This is a genomic window from Azospirillum humicireducens (assembly GCF_001639105.2).
Classification (GTDB): Bacteria; Pseudomonadota; Alphaproteobacteria; order Azospirillales; family Azospirillaceae; genus Azospirillum; species Azospirillum humicireducens.
Genome location: NZ_CP028906.1, coordinates 142,758 through 162,290 on the forward strand (window position 1 = coordinate 142,758; position 19,533 = coordinate 162,290).

The window sequence follows — 19,533 nt, forward strand, 5'->3', positions numbered from 1 at the left end:
GGCGGCACTTGCCCGGCGGGCGTCCAATGCGACTGAGCCGTCTTGGACAGGAGGCCCCATCATCTGATACCAGCGGTCATTGATGATGANCGGGCATCACCCGAATATCCTCCCGAGATCCGCGGCCCCGCGGTTCGGATGACCTTCGAACATGAAGGCGAGCATGCCTCGCAGCATGCGGCCTATGCGGCGGATTTGGCCCCCTGAAAGCTCCGCCCCGTTCCCGGACGGAGTTCCGGCTTGCCCGGATTCATGTTCCGTGCAATGACTCGACAGTCTCGTCCAAGAACACCGCGCACCAGGAGCTAACGGGTTCCGTGCCTCGTCCACGCCCCCTCATCGACCGCATCCGCCGGGTCGGCCTTCTGGCCGGCGCGCTGGCGTTTGTGCTCCAGATGATGGTGTGGAGCATGGCGATGCCGGCGATGGCGATGGGTGGAGCCCCGGCGGGTGCCGAAGCCGTCACCATCTGTTCCGTGGACGGCTTCAAGACGGTGTTCATCGGTTCCGACGGCCAGCCGGTCGCCCCCGAAGACGGCTCCGGCGGTGCCGCGAAGGATCACTGCCCGCTCTGTCCGACCGTCACCGGTGCCGGGCTCCCGCCGCAGGTGCAGACGGCCGTTCCCGCCGAGAGCATGGCGATGGCCGATGCTCGGACCCTGCCCGGCGAGGTGATCGCGGCCGGCTGGTTCCTGTCCAGTCTCCAGGCCCGCGCGCCGCCTGCCGCCGGCTGAGCCGGCGCTCCATTCCCTTTCCGTCCGCACTCCGAACGGCGCGTCCATTGCGTGGCCTCCCGATGCCGCGCTCCATGGACATGCCTGGAGTCCTCGCGTGACGGACAGAATGCCCCGGCATCTCTCCCGCGGTCGCCTGCGGCCCGTCCGAGCAAACCAAGCCTCCTCCGTGCCGGGGATCCGCAACCTTGCGGGCTCAATACAAACGGAAAGGATGGCGTGGCCGCCACCTCCCGCTCGCTGAACCCGTTCGCGCGGCCATTGCCGCGAAGCCATCCGCCATGACCGACGCCCTGCCATTGTCAGACCGACCGCCGCGCGCCGCCACCGGCCGCGCCGCATCAGGCTGTCCACGGCAGGCATCGCCGGCTTCGAGCCTCTTCACACGGCTGCGCATCGGCGCCCTGGCCTGTCTGGCCCTGCTGACCCTGCAAATCCTGGCCGCCGGCCTGCCGCAGCCGCCTGCGGGTTCCGCCCCGCTTTTCGCACAGGAACTGCTCGGCGACCGCATCGTCATCTGCACTTCCGCCGGTCTCGTCGTCATCGACCGGCAGACCGGCGAACGGATCGCCACCGAAACCGCGCCAAGCCAACGCACCGATGGGGCTCCCGTCGATGGCGCGCATGACGGCGCCTTCTGCCTGTTCTGCCTGCCGCTGCTGCACGGCGACAGCCAGACTCCGCCCTCCGTCGAATGCCCGGCGCCGCCGTCGCCCCCCGTCCTCTGGCGCCCCATTCCCGCGTCCTCCGACCCGCTCATAGGCCGGCCTTCGGGCAGCGCCTGGCCGCGCGGACCGCCGCCGACGCCGACGATCTGACCGAGCCGCCATCCATACAGCCGCGCCGGCCCAACGGGCCGAACGCCCTCCCCTTGTCCGAAAGGACCCGACATGAGCATGCGAGTCGACGGCGGAGCATCCGCTCCACCCTCCGATCCCTGCCGCCCGGCGGCCCGGTCACGCTTCCTCCCCTCCCCGCTCTCCCGCGCCATCACCGCGACCTTGCTGGTCAAGCTGTGCGTGGTCGTGGCGATGCGGATGTTCCTGTTCGACGGCGCGCACCGCCCGGTCGTCGATGCGTCCGCCATGGACCGTCATCTGACACAGTCGGCGCCGCCGCGTTGAGGATTCGAAGACCCACGATGTTCGATCTCGATCCGATGAGCCTGTCACGCCTGCAATTCGGCATGACGGCGCTCTACCATTTCCTGTTCGTGCCCCTGACGCTGGGGCTGTCCTTCCTGCTGGCCATCATGGAAAGCGTCCATGTCATGACCGGCCGGCCGATCTGGCGCGACATGACCCAGTTCTGGGGCAAGCTGTTCGGCATCAACTTCGCCATGGGGGTGGCCACCGGCATCACCATGGAGTTCCAGTTCGGCACCAACTGGGCTTATTACAGCCATTATGTCGGCGACATCTTCGGCGCCCCGCTGGCCATCGAAGGGCTGATGGCCTTCTTCCTGGAATCCAGCTTCGTCGGGCTGTTCTTCTTCGGCTGGAACCGGCTGTCGAAGCTCGGCCATCTGACGGTGACCTGGCTGGTCGCCATCGGCTCCAACCTGTCGGCGTTGTGGATCCTGATCGCCAACGGCTGGATGCAGAATCCGGTCGGCGCGGAGTTCAATCCCGACACCATGCGGATGGAACTGGCCTCCTTCTGGGACCTGATGTTCAACCCGGTGGCGCAGGCGAAATTCGTCCACACCGTCAGCGCCGGCTACGTCACCGGCTCCATCTTCGTGCTGTCGGTCAGCGCCTGGTATCTTCTGAAGGGCCGTCATCGCGCCTTCGCCACCCGCTCGATGATCGTCGCCTCGGCCTTCGGGCTGGCCGCCGCCCTGTCGGCCGCGGTTCTGGGAGACGAGAGCGGCTACACCGTCAGCGAGCACCAGAAGGTCAAGCTGGCCGCCATCGAGGCAATGTGGGAGACCGAACCCGCCCCGGCCGGCTTCACCCTGTTCGCCATTCCCGACCAGCAGGCGCGGGAGAACCACGCGGCGGTGACCGTCCCCTGGGCGCTGGGGCTGATCGCCACCCGCTCGGCCGACACGGTGCTGCCGGGCATCGACGATCTGGTCCGGCGGGCGGAGGCCCGCATCCGCAACGGCCTGATCGCTTACGACGCGCTGGAGCGGCTGCGCGCCAACCGCGGCGACGCCGAGGCCCGCGCCACGCTGGCGGCGCATTCCGGCGACCTGGGACACGCCCTGCTGCTGAAACGCTATGTGGCCGACCCGCGGACGGCGGACGACGCCACCATCGCGCGGGCCGCCAACGACGTGATCCCCGCCGTCCCGCCGCTGTTCTGGAGCTTCCGCCTGATGGTTGGACTCGGCTTCTTCTTCATCGGCCTGTTCGCCGTCGCCTTCTGGCGGTCCTGCCACCGCGACTTCGAGCATCCGCTGTTCCTGAGGATCTGCGTCTGGTCGCTGCCGCTGCCCTGGCTGGCGGCGGAGCTGGGCTGGGTGGTCGCCGAATATGGCCGCCAGCCCTGGGCCATCGACGGCGTGCTGCCGACCTTCCTCGCCTCCTCGGCGCTGTCGGCCGGACAGGTGCTGTTCTCGCTGACCGGCTTCGTCCTGTTCTACACGTCGCTGCTGATCGTCGACGTGATCCTGATGCGCAAATACATCCGCATCGGCCCGGCGGACGCCCTGCGGCCTCCCTCCGCCGCCGCGCGGCCCGTCCCCGCCACCTGAGGATCCGACCATGGAAACCCTGATCGATTACGAGCATCTCCGACTGATCTGGTGGCTGTTCCTGGGCGTCCTGCTGATCGGCTTCGCCGTGATGGATGGCTTCGACCTCGGGGTTGCCGCCCTGCTGCCGCTGGTCGCCCGCACCGACCTGGAGCGGCGCGTCGCCATCAACAGCATCGGCCCGGTGTGGGACGGCAATCAGGTCTGGCTGATCCTGGGAGCCGGCGCCATCTTCGCCGCCTGGCCGGCGATCTATGCAGCCGCCTTCTCCGGCTTCTACATCGCGCTGTTCCTGGTGCTGGTCACGCTGATCCTGCGCCCGGTCGGGTTCGAGTTCCGCAACAAGTTCGCCGACACCCGCTGGCGCGGCTTCTGGGACGCCGCCCTGGTGGCGGGCGGGGTGGTGCCGTCTCTGGTGTTCGGCGTCGCCTTCGGCAACCTGCTGCAAGGCGTGCCCTTCCGCATCGACGACGACCTGCGCGTGTTCTACGAGGGCGGCGGGCTGCTGGAGCTGCTCAACCCCTTCGGCCTGCTGGCCGGGCTGCTGTCGCTCGCCATGCTGACCACCCATGGCGCCGTCTATCTCGCCCTCAAGACCGATGGCGCGGTCAGGCAACGCGCCGCCGCCTATGTCCGCGCCGGGGCGCCGGTCACCATCCTGCTGTTCCTGCTCGCCGGTCTGTGGGTGGCGCTTGGGCTGCCGGGCTACGCCCTGGTCGGGACCGTGGTGACCGATGGGCCGTCCAACCCGCTGTTCAAGCAGGTGGAGCTGCGGCCGGGCGGCTGGCTCGCCAACTATGCGTCCCATCCCTGGATGGTCGCGGCGCCGGTCCTGGGCGTGCTCGGCCCGGCGGGCGCCTTCATCGCCACCCTGAAGGACAGGCCGGGCATCGCCTTCATCGCCAGCGCCACCGGCATCGCCGGCATCGTCGCCACGGCGGGGGTCAGCATGTTCCCGATGCTGATGCCGTCCAGCCTCGTCCCGTCGGCCAGCCTGACGGTGTGGGACGCTTCCTCCAGCCACCGCACGCTGCTGGTGATGCTGGTGGCGACGCTGATCTTCCTGCCGCTGATCCTGGCCTACACCGGCCTGATCTTCCGCGTCCTGCGCGGACGGGTCGGGCCGGCGGATATCCAGCGCAACCCCTCCAGCCTCTATTGAACCCCAACACAGGAGAACAGCGGCCATGTGGTATTTCGCCTGGATCCTCGGCGTCGGCTTCGCCTGTGCCTGTGGCATCCTGAACGCCGTCTGGCACGAACATCACCTGCCGGCCACCGACAGGGTGGACTGAGCATCCGCCGGCCGCCGAGCCGATGAACCGTTCCGCGGCCGGCACCGTCGAGCCGGCCGCGCAGACACCGGCATTTCCTCCACATTTCCAATCGGATCGTTTCAAAATGCAGTGCGATCAGTCCGCTGTTATTCCCTTGCGCCGTGCCATGCTTGCCGGTGCCTCCATGGCGACCCTGCTGGTCGTCGCCGCTGCGCAGGCGGCCGAACCCCCGGTATCCTTGCCGGAAATCTCCGTCACCGGCGAAGCGCTCAACGCCGAGACCGAAGGCACCGGATCCTACACCAGCCCGGCGGCGACCCTGTTCGGCAAGCTGCCCGCACCGGTCAAGGAGATCCCCGGCTCCGTCTCGGTCATCACCCGGCAGGTGATGGACGATTGGAACATGATCACGCTCCAGGACGCCCTGTCCCAGGCCACCGGCGTCACCGCGATTCCGAACGACGGCACCCAGGCCCAGTACAACAGCCGGTCCTACGGCATGAACGTCATGTTCAACGGCATCCCGTCCTACAACGCGCTCAGCGGGTCGCAGCAGTTCGATCTGTCGGTCTATGACCGCATCGAGATCCTGCGCGGCACCGCCGGCATGCTGACCGGAACCGACCCCAACCCCGGCGGCACCGTCAACCTCGTCGCCAAACGGGCGCGCAAGACCTTCGGCGCCAGCGCCACCGCCTCCTACGGCTCCTGGGCCAACACGCGCGGCGTCGCCGACGTGACCGGCCCGCTCAACGCCGACGGATCGCTGCGCGGCCGTGCCGTGGTGTCCAGCCAGCACAACAATTACTTCTACGACCATGCCAGCGGCGACCGGAAACTGGCCTACGGCACGCTGGAGTACGACGTCACGCCGGACACCACCCTGTCGGTCACCGCCATCGTCCAGCGGGACCGGGCCTCGCCCTTCTACGGCATCCCCGTCTACAGCACTCTGGCCATCCCGAACACGCCGCGCTCCTTCAACCCGGTGGCTCCCTGGGCCAAGAACCATACCGACAGCTACGAGCAGGACATCGGCCTGGAACACCGGTTCGACAATGGCTGGGTCGCCAAGGCGCAGGCGCGCTGGTGGGAGCGCAAATTCCGTTTCAACGACGGCTATGCATCCTCTTCCATCAACCCGGCGACCGACACGGTCAGCTATTCGAAACGGGACAGCACCTACAACTACGTCCGCCAGAACCTGGACATGTATGTCGGCGGCCCCTTCACCCTGTTCGGCCTGACCCACAATGCGGTGGTCGGCTACAACCGCGAGCGGTACCTGTCCAACAATGCCGGCGGCACCGCTCCGGTGCTGACCAACATTCCGCTGTTCGGGATCGAAAACTCCAGGGCCTGGGAGGAGCCGGCCATCGCCGCGACCAGCGGCGGCAAGAGCGAGACCTTCCAGGAGGGCGGCTATGGCCAGCTGCGGCTGAAGATCGCCGAACCGCTGACGCTGGTCGGCGGCGGACGCCTTGCCTATTTCACCACCAAGAGCCGCAGCATTCCGCCCTCGCGCCCCACCGGCTGGGTCCAGGGCGCCCGCCGCGACGGCGAATTCGTGCCGTATGGCGGCGTCATCGTCGATGCGACCAGGGAGGTCGCGCTCTATGCCAGCGTTGCGCAGATCTTCATCCCGCAGACCACCACCGATCATACCGGCCGGACGCTGGATCCGCGCTACGGCACCCAGTACGAGACCGGGGTGAAGGGGGCCTTCCTCGATGGGCGGCTCAACGCCTCGCTCGCCGTCTTCCAGATCGAGGACACCAACCGCGCCTATGCCGACGCGGCGCACCCCGGCTATTATCTGCAGATGGGCGAGGTGCGGTCGCGCGGCGTCGATGCGGAGGTGACGGGAAGCCCGCTGCCCGGCGTCGAACTGACCGCCGGCTACAGCTACCTGTTCAACACCTATGTGAAGGACGCGACCAGCCAGGGCATGAATTTCAGCAACTGGTTCCCCAAGCACAGCGTCAAGCTGCTGGCCATGCACCGCATCCAGGACGGGCCGCTGGAGGGCTTCAACTATGGTGCCGGCGTCACGGCGGTCACCCGGACCGGCGGCAATGGCAGCAACGCGGCGCTGGTCCAGGATGCCTACGCCGTGGTCAACGCCCAGATCGGCTACGCATTCAGCAAGACCCTGTCGGTTTCGCTGACCGGCAACAACCTGTTCGACGAGAAATACTTCGCCGCCCTCGGGCGGTCCACCAACACCTACAACACCTACGGCACGCCGCGAAACGTCATGCTGGCGCTGACCGCCAAACTGTGATGGCCCGAAGGCCCGGCCGCCGGAACGGACGGCCGGGCTTTCCTCTCTCCATCACCTGTTCGTCACCTCTGCGCCTGCCAGGGATCGGACCAGCGCGGATCGGTCAGCAGGGTCTCGTCCGTCAGCGCTCCCAGGAAGGCCAGCAGGTCGCGCTTTTCCCCAGGCGTCAGCCCGATCCGGGAAATCAGGCCGCTCTTGTGCGGGTTGAGGCGGCCGTCGCCCTTCTGCGGTCCCGAGCGCACCGCCCGGCCGCCGTCGGAATAGGCGTCGATCACCGCCACCAGCGTGGCGATGCTGCCGTCATGCATGTAGGGGCCGGTCACCGCCACGTTGCGCAGGCTGGGCGCACGGAAGGCCCCCATATCCTCCGGCCTGGCGGTGAACTCGAACAGGCCGCGGTTGGGGAAGGGATAGGCCCCGGCGCCGTCGAGATTGTAGAGGCCGGTGTTGTGGAAGGGCGTCTCCACCTCGCGGCTGCGGGCATGGACGATCTGATCGTTGAAATTGAAGCTGCCATGGCAATGGTGGCATTCGGCCCGCTCGCCGAAGAACAGGGCCATGCCCCGCATCTCCGCCTCGCTCAGGCTGGCCCTGCCCTGAAGATAGCGGTCATAGCGGCTGTCCACCGAGACGATGCCGCGCTGGAAGGCCGCGATGGCCTTGATGACCGTCGCCATGGTCAGCGGCTCCGCCTCTTCGGGAAAGGACTGGCGGAACAGCGGCGGATAGACGGGGTCGGCGCGCAGCCGCTCCAGGATCTCCGCCCGGTTGGCGTCGGTCACGCCCATCTCGACGGGGTCGTCGCCGAACAGCGGCACCTCCATCTGCCGCTCCAGCGACACCAGCGCCGGGTTCGCCCAGGTGTAGGTGGCGTTCCAGGCGCTGTTGGCCAGCGGCTGGGCGTTCCGGTGGGTCAGCCCGCCGGTCGATCCCGGCGACAGCGCCCGCCCGTCGGTGAAGGCCTTCGCCTGGATGTGGCAGGAGGCGCAGGCGATGGTCCCGTTGCCGGACAGGCGGGTGTCGTAGAACAGCCGCCGGCCCAGCTCGACCTTCGCCGCCGACATCGGGTTGTCGGCGGGCACGCGCGGCTCCGGCACATGGCCGGGCAGCGACCATGTCCAATCCGCCGCCAGGACCGGCGTGCCCGTCCCCAATCCGAGGACGGGCGCGAGCACGGCGACGCCCGCGGCCAGGAAGCCCCGGAACCGGCCGGTCATGGCTTGGCGACCGGTTTGGCGACCACCGCGAAGGACGAGGACGTGCCGGGCGTCACCGGCAAGCCACTCTCCAGCGACAGGCCGAGTTGCCGGAACACCGGGGCGCATTCCGGATCGGTCGGGCCGCTCATGCAGCCGACCGCCCCGCCGCGGTCCCGGCCCAGCGCGCTGCCGTCGAACAGCGCCGACAGGTCGAGCGCCACGGCTTGGCTCACCGGATCGAAGGCGGCGACGGTCACCGGCAGGCGGTTGGAACGGGTGCAGGACACGCTTTCCCCGTCCGCCGGGTTGCCGGTGCAGCCGGTGGAGCCGAGATGGACGTACCAGGTCCGGGCCTTCGCTCCGTCGGGCTTCGCGACACCGCCATTCGGATCGACCTCCAGCTTCATGAATTTGCGGCCGGCCTGCCAGCTCCATCCCATGGCGGCGATGTCCAGCGGCGGGGCCGCCTTTTCGGTGCTGGTGTGGTTCAGGGCCGGCGGCACGCCGACGGTGAAGGACAGCCCGGCATAGCGGCCGGCCGGCACACTGCCCGTGACCGTTGCGTTGGTTGCCCGCGTGCCGCCGGCGCATCCGCCCGACCCGTCCTCGAAGTCGAGCAGGGCGACCGACGCCGTCTGCCAGTCATTCTGCGCCAGCGTCAGCGGAACCGCCCGCCCCGCCCCATCGATCAGGGCGATGTCCTGCACATAGAAACGCGCGTCGTGCAGGGTCGCCATGGTGCCGCCCGTTCCGAGCGGGCCGAGCGGCTCGCCGCAGCGTGCCGGCTTGCCGTTGGCCGTCAGGGCGAACGTCACCGTGACCGGCATGGCGTCCGGTGCCGGCGTGGTGGTGGAACAGGCCGCAAGGCCGAGAATCGCGAGGCCGGCGAAAGCGGCGCGCTGGACAGTCATCGGGGGAACTCCTTGTTGGAAACGGAGCAGGATCGTGATCGGGTCAGAAGCGCGCGCTCAGCGTCAGGTTGACGCTGCGGCCCTCCTCGTAGGTGTAGGTCGTCGTCTGCGACTGCTGGTAGGTGGCGTAAGCCTTGTCGAACAGGTTGGTGACGCCGAGATCGACGCGATACCAGTTGCGGTTGTAGGTCACGCCGATGTCGTGCAGCCCGTAGCCGTCGCGCTGGCGCAACGCCGTCGCGTCGCGGTGCTGCTCGTCGACGAACTGACCGGTCCACCAGACGGCCCAGCCATTTTCAAAGCGGTAGCGGGTGCCGACCGTGACCTTGTCGGGCGGTGCGAACAGCCCGGCGCCGGTCGAGGCGTCCTTCGCCCGCAGATGCGAATAGCCGATGCCGAGGTCGAGCCCCCCGGCGCTGTAGCTGGCCATCAGCTCGCCGCCGTGGCGCTCCGCCTTGGCGACATTCTGGTTCTGGAAGATCAGGCCGGTGCCGGAGAAGGGGGCCGCGCGGGTGTAGCGGCCGATGGTGGCCGAGGTGATCATGTTCTCCACCGTCTCGGTGAAGATGGTGGTCTTCAGCCGCATCGCGTCGCCGCCGGTCAGCACATCGTCGAAGGCCAGGGTGAAACCCGCCTCCTTGGTCCGGCTGGTCTCCGGCTTCAGTCCCGGATTGGGGCGGAAGTTGAAGAGGGCGCGGGTGGTGGACAGGTTCTGATAGGTCTCGCCCAGCGTCGGCGCCCGGAACGCCTCCGAATAGCCGACGAACAGGCCGAGGAAGGGCCGGACCTGCCATTTCAGGGCGATCTTGGGCGACAGGCGCTGGTTGTCGGACGATGCCTGCCCCACCGGCTCCAGCCGGTAGCGGTCGTGACGGATGGCGCCGGTCAGCGTCCAGTCCTCGGCGATGGTCACCTCGTCCTGGAGGAACAGGCCCTGCGAGATCTGCTCGCCATCCGGCTGGACCGCGTTGGCGACGCCGCCGTCACGGTTGCGGGCGCGGTCGCGGTGGGCGTCGATGCCATAGGTGATCCGGTGGCGCAGCCACGGCGCCATCTCGATGCGGGTGCTGTTCTGCAAGGCGACGCCGGCGGTCGCCATCTCGATGTCGGTGGCCGTCACCCCGGCGGTGTAAGGCGTCGTCGCGAAGCGCAGCTTGGTGTAATAGGCGGTGGCGCTGCCGTCGATCCACTTCCGGCCGTCGTCGTGGAAGGCGTAGCTGCCGGTGAACTGGTCCTGCCGCCGCTTCAGCCTTTGCAGCAGGCCGAAGGCGTCGCTGCCGCCGGGATTGCTGGGCGTGACCAGGGCGTCGGCGAATTTCTGGTAGGAAAGCTGGACCCGGTTGCCCTCGTTCAGCGTCGCGCCGACCTTGAACAGCCCGCTCTTCAGCTGCTGGTCGTTGGTCAGCCCGTTCCCGTCGCCGGTCTGGATGCGTCCGGCATCGCGCAGGGTGGCGCTGCCCAGGATGTCCAAACCGCCGCCGCGCGCCGCGCCGGTCAGGTTGGTCGAAACGCTGTGGTCGGCGCTGCGGAAGCCGATCTTCGCCCGGCCGCCGACCGTCCGGCCCGGAGCGAGGATGTCCTCCGCCTCCAGCGTGCGCAGGGCCATGACGCCGCCGATGCCGCCGCTGCCGTAGAGCGCCGATTCGGAGCCGCGCACGATGTCGATCTGCTGCACCATGTCCGGGTCGATCAGCAGCGGCGTGCGGATGTTGTCGGCGTAATTGCGCCGGGCGCCATCGACGGACAGGATGACGCGCGGTCCTTGCAGACCGCGGATCGTCGGAATCTGGCCGGCCGGCCGGGCGCCGCCGCCGAGATCGACGCCGGGAACCTTGCGCAGCACCGACAGGTTCGGGGCCTGGGCGTCGTCCAGCTGTTCGCGGGTGATGACGGACACCGATGCCGGCACGTCGAAACTGTTGTTTTCGCTGCGTGTCGCCGTGACGGTGACGGCTTCCAGCTGGAACGCGCCCGACTGCGCCGGAGAGGTCTGCTGCTGGGCGGCGGCGGGGGAAACGGCGGGACAGGCGACGGCGAGCAGACCGGGCACGATGAGGCAGGACGCGCGCAGGCGAACGGAAAGGGTCGTCACGAATTGCGATCCTTGAGAACTGGCCGTGAAGACCGGCCGTTTATCGGAAAAGCGGCATGGCTCGCCGGTCCACAGAGGGTGGACTCCGGCGGCGTCACGTCGCAATGACGGTAGGGATGCGCCCCGCGCTCAGGCTTCGGGCCGTCTGTCCGGCCGGCCGGTCACGCCCGAGAGAACCGCTCACGCCAAGGCGCTTGAGCGGCCGGGTGGTTCCGGACGGTTCGATGATGGACGGGCTTTGTGCGTTCGCTGTCAGGCAGACGCGGCCCGATCGTTCCGGCGATCAAGCGGCCGCAAAGGGCGCATCATCCCAAGGACGGCGGAGCCCTGGCCTGGAGGGTGGCGAGGAACCAGCCGGTGGCGATCTGGTTGCCTGGAAGCAGTGTCGGCCCATGACGCTCGACGTCCGACGCCATGACGAGAACCTGAACGGGAGCCAATCCCAATCCGCCGATCAACGGACACAGCGGACACTGGCCTTCGGCCTTGCTTGCGGGCGATTTTTCCGCCGGCAACGAAGACGGTTGAAGCTCCGCGACCAGGCCGTCATCGTCCAGGGCCACGAGCTTCACCCCGTCCGGCGTGCAAATGGCCGCAAACTGGGTGGAGATCCCATCGCCGGACGCGCTCCAGGCCGGCATCCACGCCCAGGCGATCAGTTGCACGATCAGGGCAACGGCTGCGGCCAACAGGCCGTGCCGTGCAAATCGCCGCAGTCTGTCGTGGGGTGTCGCCATGTCCGGCTTCACGTTTTCCGGCTTCACGTCGCTTGGCCTGCCGAAATCGATACGGTCATCGTGGAACAATAACATGCCCATTGCGGGTATGATGAATCCAATCTGCCATTGTAAATCCGGTAAATGAAACAATCCATCAAATCAAACCGGACCGACAGCACCCGCCCCGATCCTGCAGCCGATGGCAGAAGCCCCTATGACGTGCGGACGTGGCGGGCACCGGCCGACAGCAGCCGGCCGGTGCCCCTGCCCCGCCTCAGTGCGACTTGTGGGAATCCCCCATGCCGTCGTGCGCCGGTGCCGCGGCTCCGGCGCCTTGAACGTCGACCTGGACGGTGACCGGACCGGCCTTCTCGAAGGTCAGGGTCAGCGGGAAGGCCTTTCCCTTGACCAGCGGCTGCTTCAGACCGAGCAGCATGATGTGCAGACCGCCGGGCTGCAGCGCCGTCGGGGAACCGGGCGTCACCTCGATGGCATCGACCGGACGCATCTTCATGATGCCGTTGTCCATCAGGTGCGTGTGCAGTTCCGCCTTCTCCGCGACCGGGGTGGCGGCCGACAGCAGCCGGTCGTTCTCCTTGCCCATTCCGTTCAGAACCAGATAGGCGGCTCCGTTCTGGGCGGACGGCGCAGTGGCGCGGGCCCAGGGATGTTCGATCTCGATGGAACCGGCCTTGTAGCCATGGGCCAGCGCGGTGCCGGCGGCGAACATCATCAGGGCCGCGAGTGTCGGAATGCGCATGATCGTCATCTCCTTCTAACGAAAGTCAGGATTTCAGTCGGGTACGGATGAGGCCGGCGAGGTCCGCCGGCTTGGTGCCCGGCGGCGCGACACCGGCAACGGCGCCGGTGCGGTCCGTCAGGTAGACGAAGGCCGAGTGATCCATCAGATAGTCGTCCGCCCCGCCGTCCTTCGCGTCGATCCGCGCGTAATAGACGCGGAACGCCGTCGCCATCGCCGTGACCTGATCGGGGGTTCCGGTCAGGCCGAGGATGCGGGAATCGAACAGGGCGGTGTATTCGGCAAGCGCGGCCGGCGTGTCGCGTTGCGGATCGATGCTGATGAACAGCGGCTGGACCTGCGACGCGTCGGCGCCCAACAGATCCAGCGTCTCGGCGATGGCCTGAAGCTCGGTCGGGCAGATGTCCGGGCAATAGCGGTAGCCGAAGAACATCACCTGCAGCTTGCCGGGAAAGCTCCGGTCGGTGCGCGGCTGGCCGGTCTGATCGGTCAGCGTCCAGGGGCCGCCGAGCTTGGTCAACGCTTCGGCCGCGACTCCGCGGCCAGTGCCGACGCGCTGGACCTGCCAGCCGACCAGTCCGGCCAGCGCAACGATGGCCAGCGCGCCAAGACTCCAGACGAGCCCGCGTCGGATCCTGTTCGGCATCATGGGCTGACCTCCTTCGATTGGTCCTCGGGCAGGACGGGCACGTCCGTCCGGAATGTCACGGACCCGACATCCCCATCCCGGACCTCCAGCAGCAGCGACCAGCGCCCGGCCACCGGCAGGTCGATATCGCCGGCACCGAACACGCCGGCCGCCGAAGGCGCCAGAGAATGGCGGACCGGTGTCAGGCCCGCAGCCGGCAGGCTCCGTTCCAGGAAGGCGTCGGCCGGATCGACCGGGCGCCCGTCGGGACGGGACAGGTGGATGATCACCCGGTTGCGACCGGGGCGGGCCGGTATCACCTCGATCAGGGCGACGAGGTCGCCGCGGGCGATGGATGTGGCGTATCCGGCATTGCGAACCGGTTCGATGTCCGCCTTCGCCTCGACCGCCGGGCGTTCTGCCGGAACAGAGACTGCGCGCGGCGGCGGCGTCAGTGCGAAAGCGGCGGTGACGACAAGCACGGCGGCGGCGAGCGCCGCCTCGGCCCGAATGGTCCGCCGCAACGCAACCGCGGCCCTGTCTCCGGCGACGCCGAGATCCGGGGTGAGCCAAAACCGGTTGCAGGCAGCCAGCGCAAGCAGGACGGCGACGGCGGTCATCTTGCCCAGCCAGAGCCGGCCATAGCCCGTCGCCAGCACCGCCGCCGGCTGCCCGATCTGCAGGAGGCTCAGCAGCGCGCCGGCGGCGGCGAGGAGTGCCACGGCCACGAGCGCCAGCCGCGAGAACCGCCGGATGAGGCGCGCGGCCTCGCCGGCCGGCTCGGTCCGCAAGGCGACGGCCAGCGGCCAGAGGGCGCCGATCCAGAACGCCGCCGTCAGCCCGTGCAGCGCCACCAGCGGAGCGCTCAGCCATTGCGGCGGCGCCGTCGCGGCGTGACCAGTAAGCGCCAGCGACACCGCGCCGGTCACCGCACCGGACAGCAGCAGGACGGGACCGGCACCGTGATCCGCCTCCAGGGCCAGCCCGACCGCAACGGCAAGCAGGGCCAGCAGCGCCACCGCCGCGCTGACGCCGGCCGAACTGGCCCATCCCGTCGTCCATCCCTGCGCCCAGGCGGCCGGAGACAGGAGGGAGCCCGGCGCCGCCCCGTTCAGAACGATGCCGTTCAGTATGACGAGCAGGACAGCCGACAGTCCCGCAATCAGCAGGATCAGCCCCAGCCCCGGCCGCAACCTCCGGTTCAACGGCGACCAGCATCCCGAGACGAGCACCAGGAACAGGCCGCCGCCGGTCGCGGCGAGCAGAGCACCGTAATGCAGCGCCCGCACCGCGACCGCGGCAAGGGCGGGCGCATCCACCCCCGCCGCTCGCGCCTCCACCCCATCCACCACCCCCTCGGCCGGCGGCGTCACCCCGACACCGAACAGCAGCGTGCCGGCCGCCGGATGTCCGTCCGCCGACGTCACGCGGTAGCTGACGGTGTAGAGGCCGGTTGGAACGGAAGCCGGCAGCGCAAGCCGGACACTGCCGTCCGGCCCTGCCACCGGTTTTTCCCCGGCGACCGGACGGCCCGCCCCATCGAGCAACTGCACCAGGATCGGCGTGACCGGTTCGTTGAAGGTCAAGCGGATCTCGGACGGCGCGGACTCCAGCCGGCTGCCGTCCGCCGGTTCGGTATCGGTCAGAAAGGCGTGGGCGTCGGCCTCCCCGCCCGCCGCCGCCGCGGACAGGACCATCGCCAGAAGGAACAGGGCTGCGCGGGTGAATCGACATGCCGCCCGGGTGAGACCGGAAACAGTCACCGCTCCCCGCCCAAGCGGGCCGGCAGCCGCCGCGTGCAGGTATGTCATGGAATCTCCGAATGGCGAGCGGCCGGCCACCGACGGACTCAGGACCGGGATGGAACGGGCTCGCGCTTCCCCCGCCTGGAAGGAGGCGGGACATCATGGCGATGGAACAGGGGCTCGACGCCGGCCTCGAGCCGGACGCTCCCCCCTTCCTATCCGGTCCGCAGAGTGACCATGGCGGATCGCGGCGCGGCAGTCCCGCGCGGCGATCGGGTGATCGGGCCTCAGACCGGCGGCGCGCGGGCCTGGAGGGTGGACAGGAACCAGCCGGCGGCGATCGCATCGCCGGGCAGGGCTTCCGGACCGTAGCGCCCGACCGACGCCCGCGCCATCCGCAGATCCGGCGGCGGCATCGCCAGCCCGCCGACCAAGGGGCAGAGCGGGCAGGACGCGCCGGAAATCGCCGGATCGCTCTTGCCCGTGTCGGAGTTGACCAATTCGGACTCGGTCAATCCGAACCGGGCCGGATCGCCAGCAGATGCGCGGCCGTCCAGCGCCACGGTCTTGAAGCCATCCGGGGTGCAGATGACGATCCGGCCGCTCTCGGCCGCATTGGCGGATGCGATCATCGCAGGCATCCAGGCCCAGGCGACGATCTGCAACAACAGCGCGATCGCTCCGGCCGCAAGGCCGGCCCGTCGCGCGGGTCGCAGTCTGTCCTGGGTGGCGCCCATGCCGGTCCGTGTATCCGTCCGTTGCGAGTGCGGCACGATAGCCGACATGCCGCACTCAGGATAAGCGTCATTTTTCCAAAGGTTGCAAGTCCGGGGCGGGGATCCGTGCAACGAAGCGGCCCTTGACGCCGTCCGGCCAGTCCCGGTACGCGACGACACCGCTGCCGGTCGCACGATAGGCCAGCAGGTAACCGACGAGCGCCTCTACGGCCGGCCGCTCCGGCGTCAGGTCGCCGAGAACATATCCCATGCGCCCCGGCGAGCGGATGTGGACGGCGCAGGGGCGGCGGCAGCTCATCAGGCACCGCATGGTGCCGACGCGGACATCGTCGAGGCCGGCGGATGCGAGGACCCCTTCGAGCAGGGCCGCGAACATCGCTCCGGTCCAACCGGCCCCCATATCCGCAGCAGGCCCCGCTTCAGGGGGCGCCGCCGGTCCGGTGCCGGGCTGGCTGCAGGTTTCGCAGACGATCACGTCGATGGTCATGGCTGGTCAGTCTCCGGATTGGATGATGTCGGGTATCGGGGTCGGGCATTGGGGAAGCACCACCGGGACGTCGGCGGCCCGCGTCACGGCGAAGGCCACGCCATAGGCCTCGCCCAGCAGGGAAGGCGTCAGAACCGTCGCGGCGTCTCCTGCGATCACGCGCCGGTCCGGCATCAGCAGCACGAGATCGTCGCAGCAGCGGGCGGCCAGAGACAGGTCGTGCAGCACGACGACGACGGCACGCTGCCGCTCGACCGCTTCGGCCCGCAGCAGCGCCATGATGCGGAGCTGGTGGCCGGGATCGAGCGCCGCCGTCGGCTCGTCGGCAAGCAGCACCGGGGCATCCGCCGCCAGGACCCTGGCCAGCATCACGCGCGCCCGCTCGCCGCCCGACAGGGTCGGCACCGCACGCGCCGCAAGCCCGGCGACGCCGGTCGCCGCCATGACCCGTTCGACCGCGTCCTCGTCCAGCCGTCCCGCCCGCCCGAACGGGCCGAGATGCGGCAGCCGGCCGAGCGCCACCGTACGGCGGACCGTCAGCGGCCAATGGACAGGGTGGCCTTGCGGCAGGTAGCCGAGCAGGCGCGCGCGCGACCCTGCGTCGGCGGGCAGCGGCTGTCCGTCGAAGCGGACGTCGCCGCCATGGGGCAGCAGGCCGGCGACCGCGCGGAGCAGGGTGGATTTGCCGACGCCGTTCGGCCCGATCAGGCCGGTGACGGCGCCGCGCCGCGCCGTGAAACCGGCATCGTCCAGGATGGTTCGCCGCCCCAGGCGCAGGGTGAGTCCGGAAGCCGTCAGCATCGTCACCATGCCTCCCGGCGGACGCGCAGGATGAGGACAAGGAAGAAGGGCGCGCCGACCAGCGCGGTGAGGACGCCCAGCATCACCTCCTGCGCGGTGGGGATCAGGCGGGACGCCAGATCGGCCAGCGTCACCAGCACCGCTCCGCCGAGCGCGCTCGGCAGCAGCAGGCGGCCGGGTTCATGCCCGACCAGGGGACGCAGCAGATGCGGCACCACCAGCCCGACGAAACCGATCGATCCTGAGACCGCCACCGACGCCCCGACCGCCGCGGCGCTGCCGCCGATGACGGCCAGCCGCAGCCGGGTCAGATCGATCCCCATGCTGCGGGCCGCCTCTTCACCCAATGTGAGGGCATCCAGCCCGCGTCCGGCGGCGAGCAGCAGGCCGCAGCCGGCCAGGATGAAGGGAAAGGCGGTCAGCGCATCGGCCGGCGTCCGGTCCTTCAGCGATCCCATCAGCCACAGCAGCATCTCGGTGACGGCATAGGGGTTGGGCGCGAGGTTCATCGCCAGGGAGGTGAGGGCGATGGCGAGGCTGGACAGCGCGATCCCTGCCAGGATCAGGGGCAGGCCGCCGCCGCCACGGGCGGCGACCGCCAGCACGATGCCGGTCGCCACGAGGGCGCCGGCCATCGCCATGGCGGGGAGCGCATAGGGCGACAGCGCTGCGAAGCCGAAATAGAAGGCGATGACCGCGCCCAGCCCGGCGCTCGCCGATACCCCGATCAGTCCCGGCTCGGCCAGCGGGTTGCGCAGCAGTCCCTGGAGCGCCGCGCCGGCGATGCCGAGCGCCGCCCCGACCTCGATCCCGAGAAGCAGACGCGGCAGGCGGATTTCCCGGACGACGGCGGCCGTCAGGGGATCGCCATACCCGAAGACGCCGGCGATCACGCCGCTCAGCGGAAGTGGCGCGTAGCCGATCGCGAGACCGGCCACCGATACCGCCAGCAGGGCGGCGGCCAGACCGGACAGCAGAGGCAAGGTGCGCATCGATCAAGGCCCCCGGTCGGGTGAAGAGGAGGGTGGGAGCCGACGCAGCCCGCCGGCCAGGGCCTCGGCCGCCTCGATGAGGAACCAGCCGCTGCACACCCAGCTCTTGCCGGGAACCGCAACGGTCGGGGTGGTCGAGGCTCGGCGGAGGAAGGCGGGATGCTCTCCGAAGGCACGCCGCAGCGACCGGTCGGGACTTTCGAAGAAGCTGGTCACCAGCAGTTCGGGCGGGTTGAGGACGAACCGCTCCAGATCGTAGCCGGTCCAGCCCGACCGTCCTTCGGCGGTCGCCCGGTTGGTGAGGCCGGCCGCCGTCATCACCTCGTCGACGAAGGTTCCGGCGGCGGCGCTGCCACCGCCGGGACGCAGGTAGAGGGCCGGGCGGCCGGCACCGGCATTCTCCACCCGCACCGCAGCCAGCCGCCGGCGGACCGCGCCGTTCAGAGCCGCGCCGCGCTCGGGATGACCCAAGGCCTCGGCGACCGTGGCCGTCACCGCCTCGATGTCCTCGAACCGCTCGACCAGCGGGATTCGCACCACCCGCACACCGAACCGCTCCAGCAGTTCCAAGGTCTTGTGGTCGCTCCAGCCATTGGCCAGGACCACCCCGACGCCGAGCGACAGGTAGGCCTCGGCGCTCGGCCGGACCCGCCGGAAGGAAACCGCCTCGCCGGCCATGAGCGACAGCCAGGGGTCGGCGGCCTGCGGCGACAGGGCGGCGATCTGGCCGGGATCGGCAAGCGCCAGAAGATACTGGTCGCCGCACACGGTGGCCGACGCCGCCAGCGGACCGGCGGCAACGGCCATCCCCACCGGGACGGCCGCGGTCAGAAGGCAGGCCGCCATCAGGCGGAGGATCAGCCGCCGCACCGGAACCCCCTCCCGCTGCGGTCGAGCGGATCGGGCATCAGCCCGAGATAGCGTTCACGGAACCTGTCCCACATCGACAGGCGGCTCCAATCCGGCTCCTTCAGGATGCGGTCGTTCTCGCCGAGGAAGGGGTTGGGAAAGAACAGCGTCATCTGCTGGTCTCCCTTGCCGTTGAACAGCCGCAGGCCCCAGCTCCGCGGTGCGCCGTCGGCACCCAGGACCCGGTACATCTCGGCCCGCGCGGTCCGGCGGATGCGGGCAAGCTCCGGATCGACCGGGTTGCGCGGCGTGCCCCGGTGGGGGCCGATGCAGACATGGAAATGCCACGCCCCGAAATCGACGGTCAGATAGCCGTCGAACAGCGACACCTTGCGCGGCGCGTTGGGGGCGCGGATCTCGAAGACGGCCCCCTGGACCAGCGAGCCGAACACGATGTCCCGCCACCAGACCTCGAAGGCATCCTTCAGCAGGGCGAGCAGCAGATCCTGGTCTGTGGGCAGCGTGAAGATCTCGACCCGGCCCATGCCGGGCTCCTCGACGACGCGCGAGGCCACGGAAGTGACGGTGGTCATGGAAATGAACCTCCTGGGAAGGAC

20 protein-coding genes are annotated in these 19,533 nt (G+C 69.3%); 7 read left to right on the top strand and 13 right to left on the bottom strand.

Annotated features, from left to right (window positions below; genetic code table 11):
- Positions 1 to 317 precede the first annotated feature (317 nt).
- The 7 genes from A6A40_RS25080 (at position 318) to A6A40_RS25110 (ending at position 6,996) form a co-directional block, all read left to right on the top strand.
- The gene (locus A6A40_RS25080; RefSeq protein WP_236784023.1) at positions 318 to 734 is read left to right on the top strand and encodes a DUF2946 family protein; all 417 of its coding nucleotides are present in this window, start codon (positions 318 to 320) and stop codon (positions 732 to 734) included.
- A 281-nt stretch (positions 735 to 1,015) separates the two neighbouring features.
- The gene (locus A6A40_RS25085; protein WP_108548599.1) at positions 1,016 to 1,552 is read left to right on the top strand and encodes a DUF2946 family protein; all 537 of its coding nucleotides are present in this window, start codon (positions 1,016 to 1,018) and stop codon (positions 1,550 to 1,552) included.
- 72 nt (positions 1,553 to 1,624) lie between these two features.
- Positions 1,625 to 1,858 (top strand): hypothetical protein, encoded by a 234-nt coding sequence (locus A6A40_RS25090; RefSeq protein WP_108548600.1) that lies wholly within the window; start codon positions 1,625 to 1,627, stop codon positions 1,856 to 1,858.
- A 17-nt stretch (positions 1,859 to 1,875) separates the two neighbouring features.
- Entirely contained in the window at positions 1,876 to 3,435 is a 1,560-nt protein-coding gene (locus tag A6A40_RS25095; RefSeq protein WP_108548601.1) for a cytochrome ubiquinol oxidase subunit I, read from the top strand.
- 10 nt (positions 3,436 to 3,445) lie between these two features.
- A complete protein-coding gene (cydB, locus tag A6A40_RS25100) occupies positions 3,446 to 4,597 on the top strand; it encodes a cytochrome d ubiquinol oxidase subunit II (RefSeq protein ID WP_108548602.1) in 1,152 nt (383 codons plus the stop codon).
- Positions 4,598 to 4,622: 25 nt separating this feature from the next.
- Entirely contained in the window at positions 4,623 to 4,730 is a 108-nt protein-coding gene (cydX, locus tag A6A40_RS25105) for a cytochrome bd-I oxidase subunit CydX (RefSeq protein WP_108548603.1), read from the top strand.
- A gap of 166 nt (positions 4,731 to 4,896) precedes the next feature.
- Positions 4,897 to 6,996 carry a TonB-dependent siderophore receptor gene (locus A6A40_RS25110; protein ID WP_158279375.1) on the top strand — a complete coding sequence of 700 codons (2,100 nt, stop codon included), beginning with the start codon at positions 4,897 to 4,899 and terminating at the stop codon, positions 6,994 to 6,996.
- A 62-nt stretch (positions 6,997 to 7,058) separates the two neighbouring features.
- Here A6A40_RS25110 and A6A40_RS25115 read toward each other — a convergent pair whose 3' ends face one another.
- The 13 genes from A6A40_RS25115 to A6A40_RS25175 form a co-directional block, all read right to left on the bottom strand.
- Entirely contained in the window at positions 7,059 to 8,213 is a 1,155-nt protein-coding gene (locus A6A40_RS25115; RefSeq protein WP_108548605.1) for a methanobactin export MATE transporter MbnM, read from the bottom strand.
- Positions 8,210 to 9,106: an MbnP family copper-binding protein gene (locus A6A40_RS25120; protein WP_108548606.1), complete on the bottom strand. Its 897-nt coding sequence runs from the start codon at positions 9,104 to 9,106 to the stop codon at positions 8,210 to 8,212. The genes A6A40_RS25115 and A6A40_RS25120 overlap by 4 nt, the downstream gene beginning before the upstream one ends.
- 43 nt (positions 9,107 to 9,149) lie before the next feature.
- The gene (locus A6A40_RS25125) at positions 9,150 to 11,198 is read right to left on the bottom strand and encodes a TonB-dependent hemoglobin/transferrin/lactoferrin family receptor (protein WP_236784024.1); all 2,049 of its coding nucleotides are present in this window, start codon (positions 11,196 to 11,198) and stop codon (positions 9,150 to 9,152) included.
- A gap of 305 nt (positions 11,199 to 11,503) precedes the next feature.
- Positions 11,504 to 12,016, bottom strand: a complete 513-nt coding sequence (locus A6A40_RS25130; RefSeq protein ID WP_108548607.1) for a DUF2946 family protein — start codon at positions 12,014 to 12,016, stop codon at positions 11,504 to 11,506.
- A gap of 175 nt (positions 12,017 to 12,191) precedes the next feature.
- A complete protein-coding gene (locus A6A40_RS25135; protein WP_108548608.1) occupies positions 12,192 to 12,686 on the bottom strand; it encodes a copper chaperone PCu(A)C in 495 nt (164 codons plus the stop codon).
- A 16-nt stretch (positions 12,687 to 12,702) separates the two neighbouring features.
- Positions 12,703 to 13,326, bottom strand: coding sequence for an SCO family protein (locus tag A6A40_RS25140; protein WP_108548609.1), 624 nt, complete (start codon positions 13,324 to 13,326; stop codon positions 12,703 to 12,705).
- On the bottom strand, positions 13,323 to 15,116 hold the full coding sequence (locus tag A6A40_RS25145) for a copper resistance CopC/CopD family protein (protein WP_108548610.1): 1,794 nt from the start codon (positions 15,114 to 15,116) through the stop codon (positions 13,323 to 13,325). Before A6A40_RS25145 ends, A6A40_RS25140 begins: the two co-directional genes overlap by 4 nt.
- A gap of 221 nt (positions 15,117 to 15,337) precedes the next feature.
- The gene (locus tag A6A40_RS25150; protein WP_236784025.1) at positions 15,338 to 15,682 is read right to left on the bottom strand and encodes a DUF2946 family protein; all 345 of its coding nucleotides are present in this window, start codon (positions 15,680 to 15,682) and stop codon (positions 15,338 to 15,340) included.
- Positions 15,683 to 15,854: 172 nt separating this feature from the next.
- Entirely contained in the window at positions 15,855 to 16,274 is a 420-nt protein-coding gene (locus A6A40_RS25155; protein WP_108548612.1) for a DUF1636 domain-containing protein, read from the bottom strand.
- Between the two features lie 6 nt (positions 16,275 to 16,280).
- The gene (locus A6A40_RS25160; protein WP_236784026.1) at positions 16,281 to 17,075 is read right to left on the bottom strand and encodes an ABC transporter ATP-binding protein; all 795 of its coding nucleotides are present in this window, start codon (positions 17,073 to 17,075) and stop codon (positions 16,281 to 16,283) included.
- Positions 17,076 to 17,077: 2 nt separating this feature from the next.
- Entirely contained in the window at positions 17,078 to 18,067 is a 990-nt protein-coding gene (locus tag A6A40_RS25165) for a FecCD family ABC transporter permease (RefSeq protein WP_108548614.1), read from the bottom strand.
- 3 nt (positions 18,068 to 18,070) lie between these two features.
- A complete protein-coding gene (locus tag A6A40_RS25170) occupies positions 18,071 to 18,937 on the bottom strand; it encodes an ABC transporter substrate-binding protein (RefSeq protein ID WP_108548615.1) in 867 nt (288 codons plus the stop codon).
- Positions 18,925 to 19,509 carry a DUF7676 family protein gene (locus tag A6A40_RS25175; RefSeq protein WP_108548616.1) on the bottom strand — a complete coding sequence of 195 codons (585 nt, stop codon included), beginning with the start codon at positions 19,507 to 19,509 and terminating at the stop codon, positions 18,925 to 18,927. The genes A6A40_RS25170 and A6A40_RS25175 overlap by 13 nt, the downstream gene beginning before the upstream one ends.
- Positions 19,510 to 19,533 lie beyond the last annotated feature (24 nt).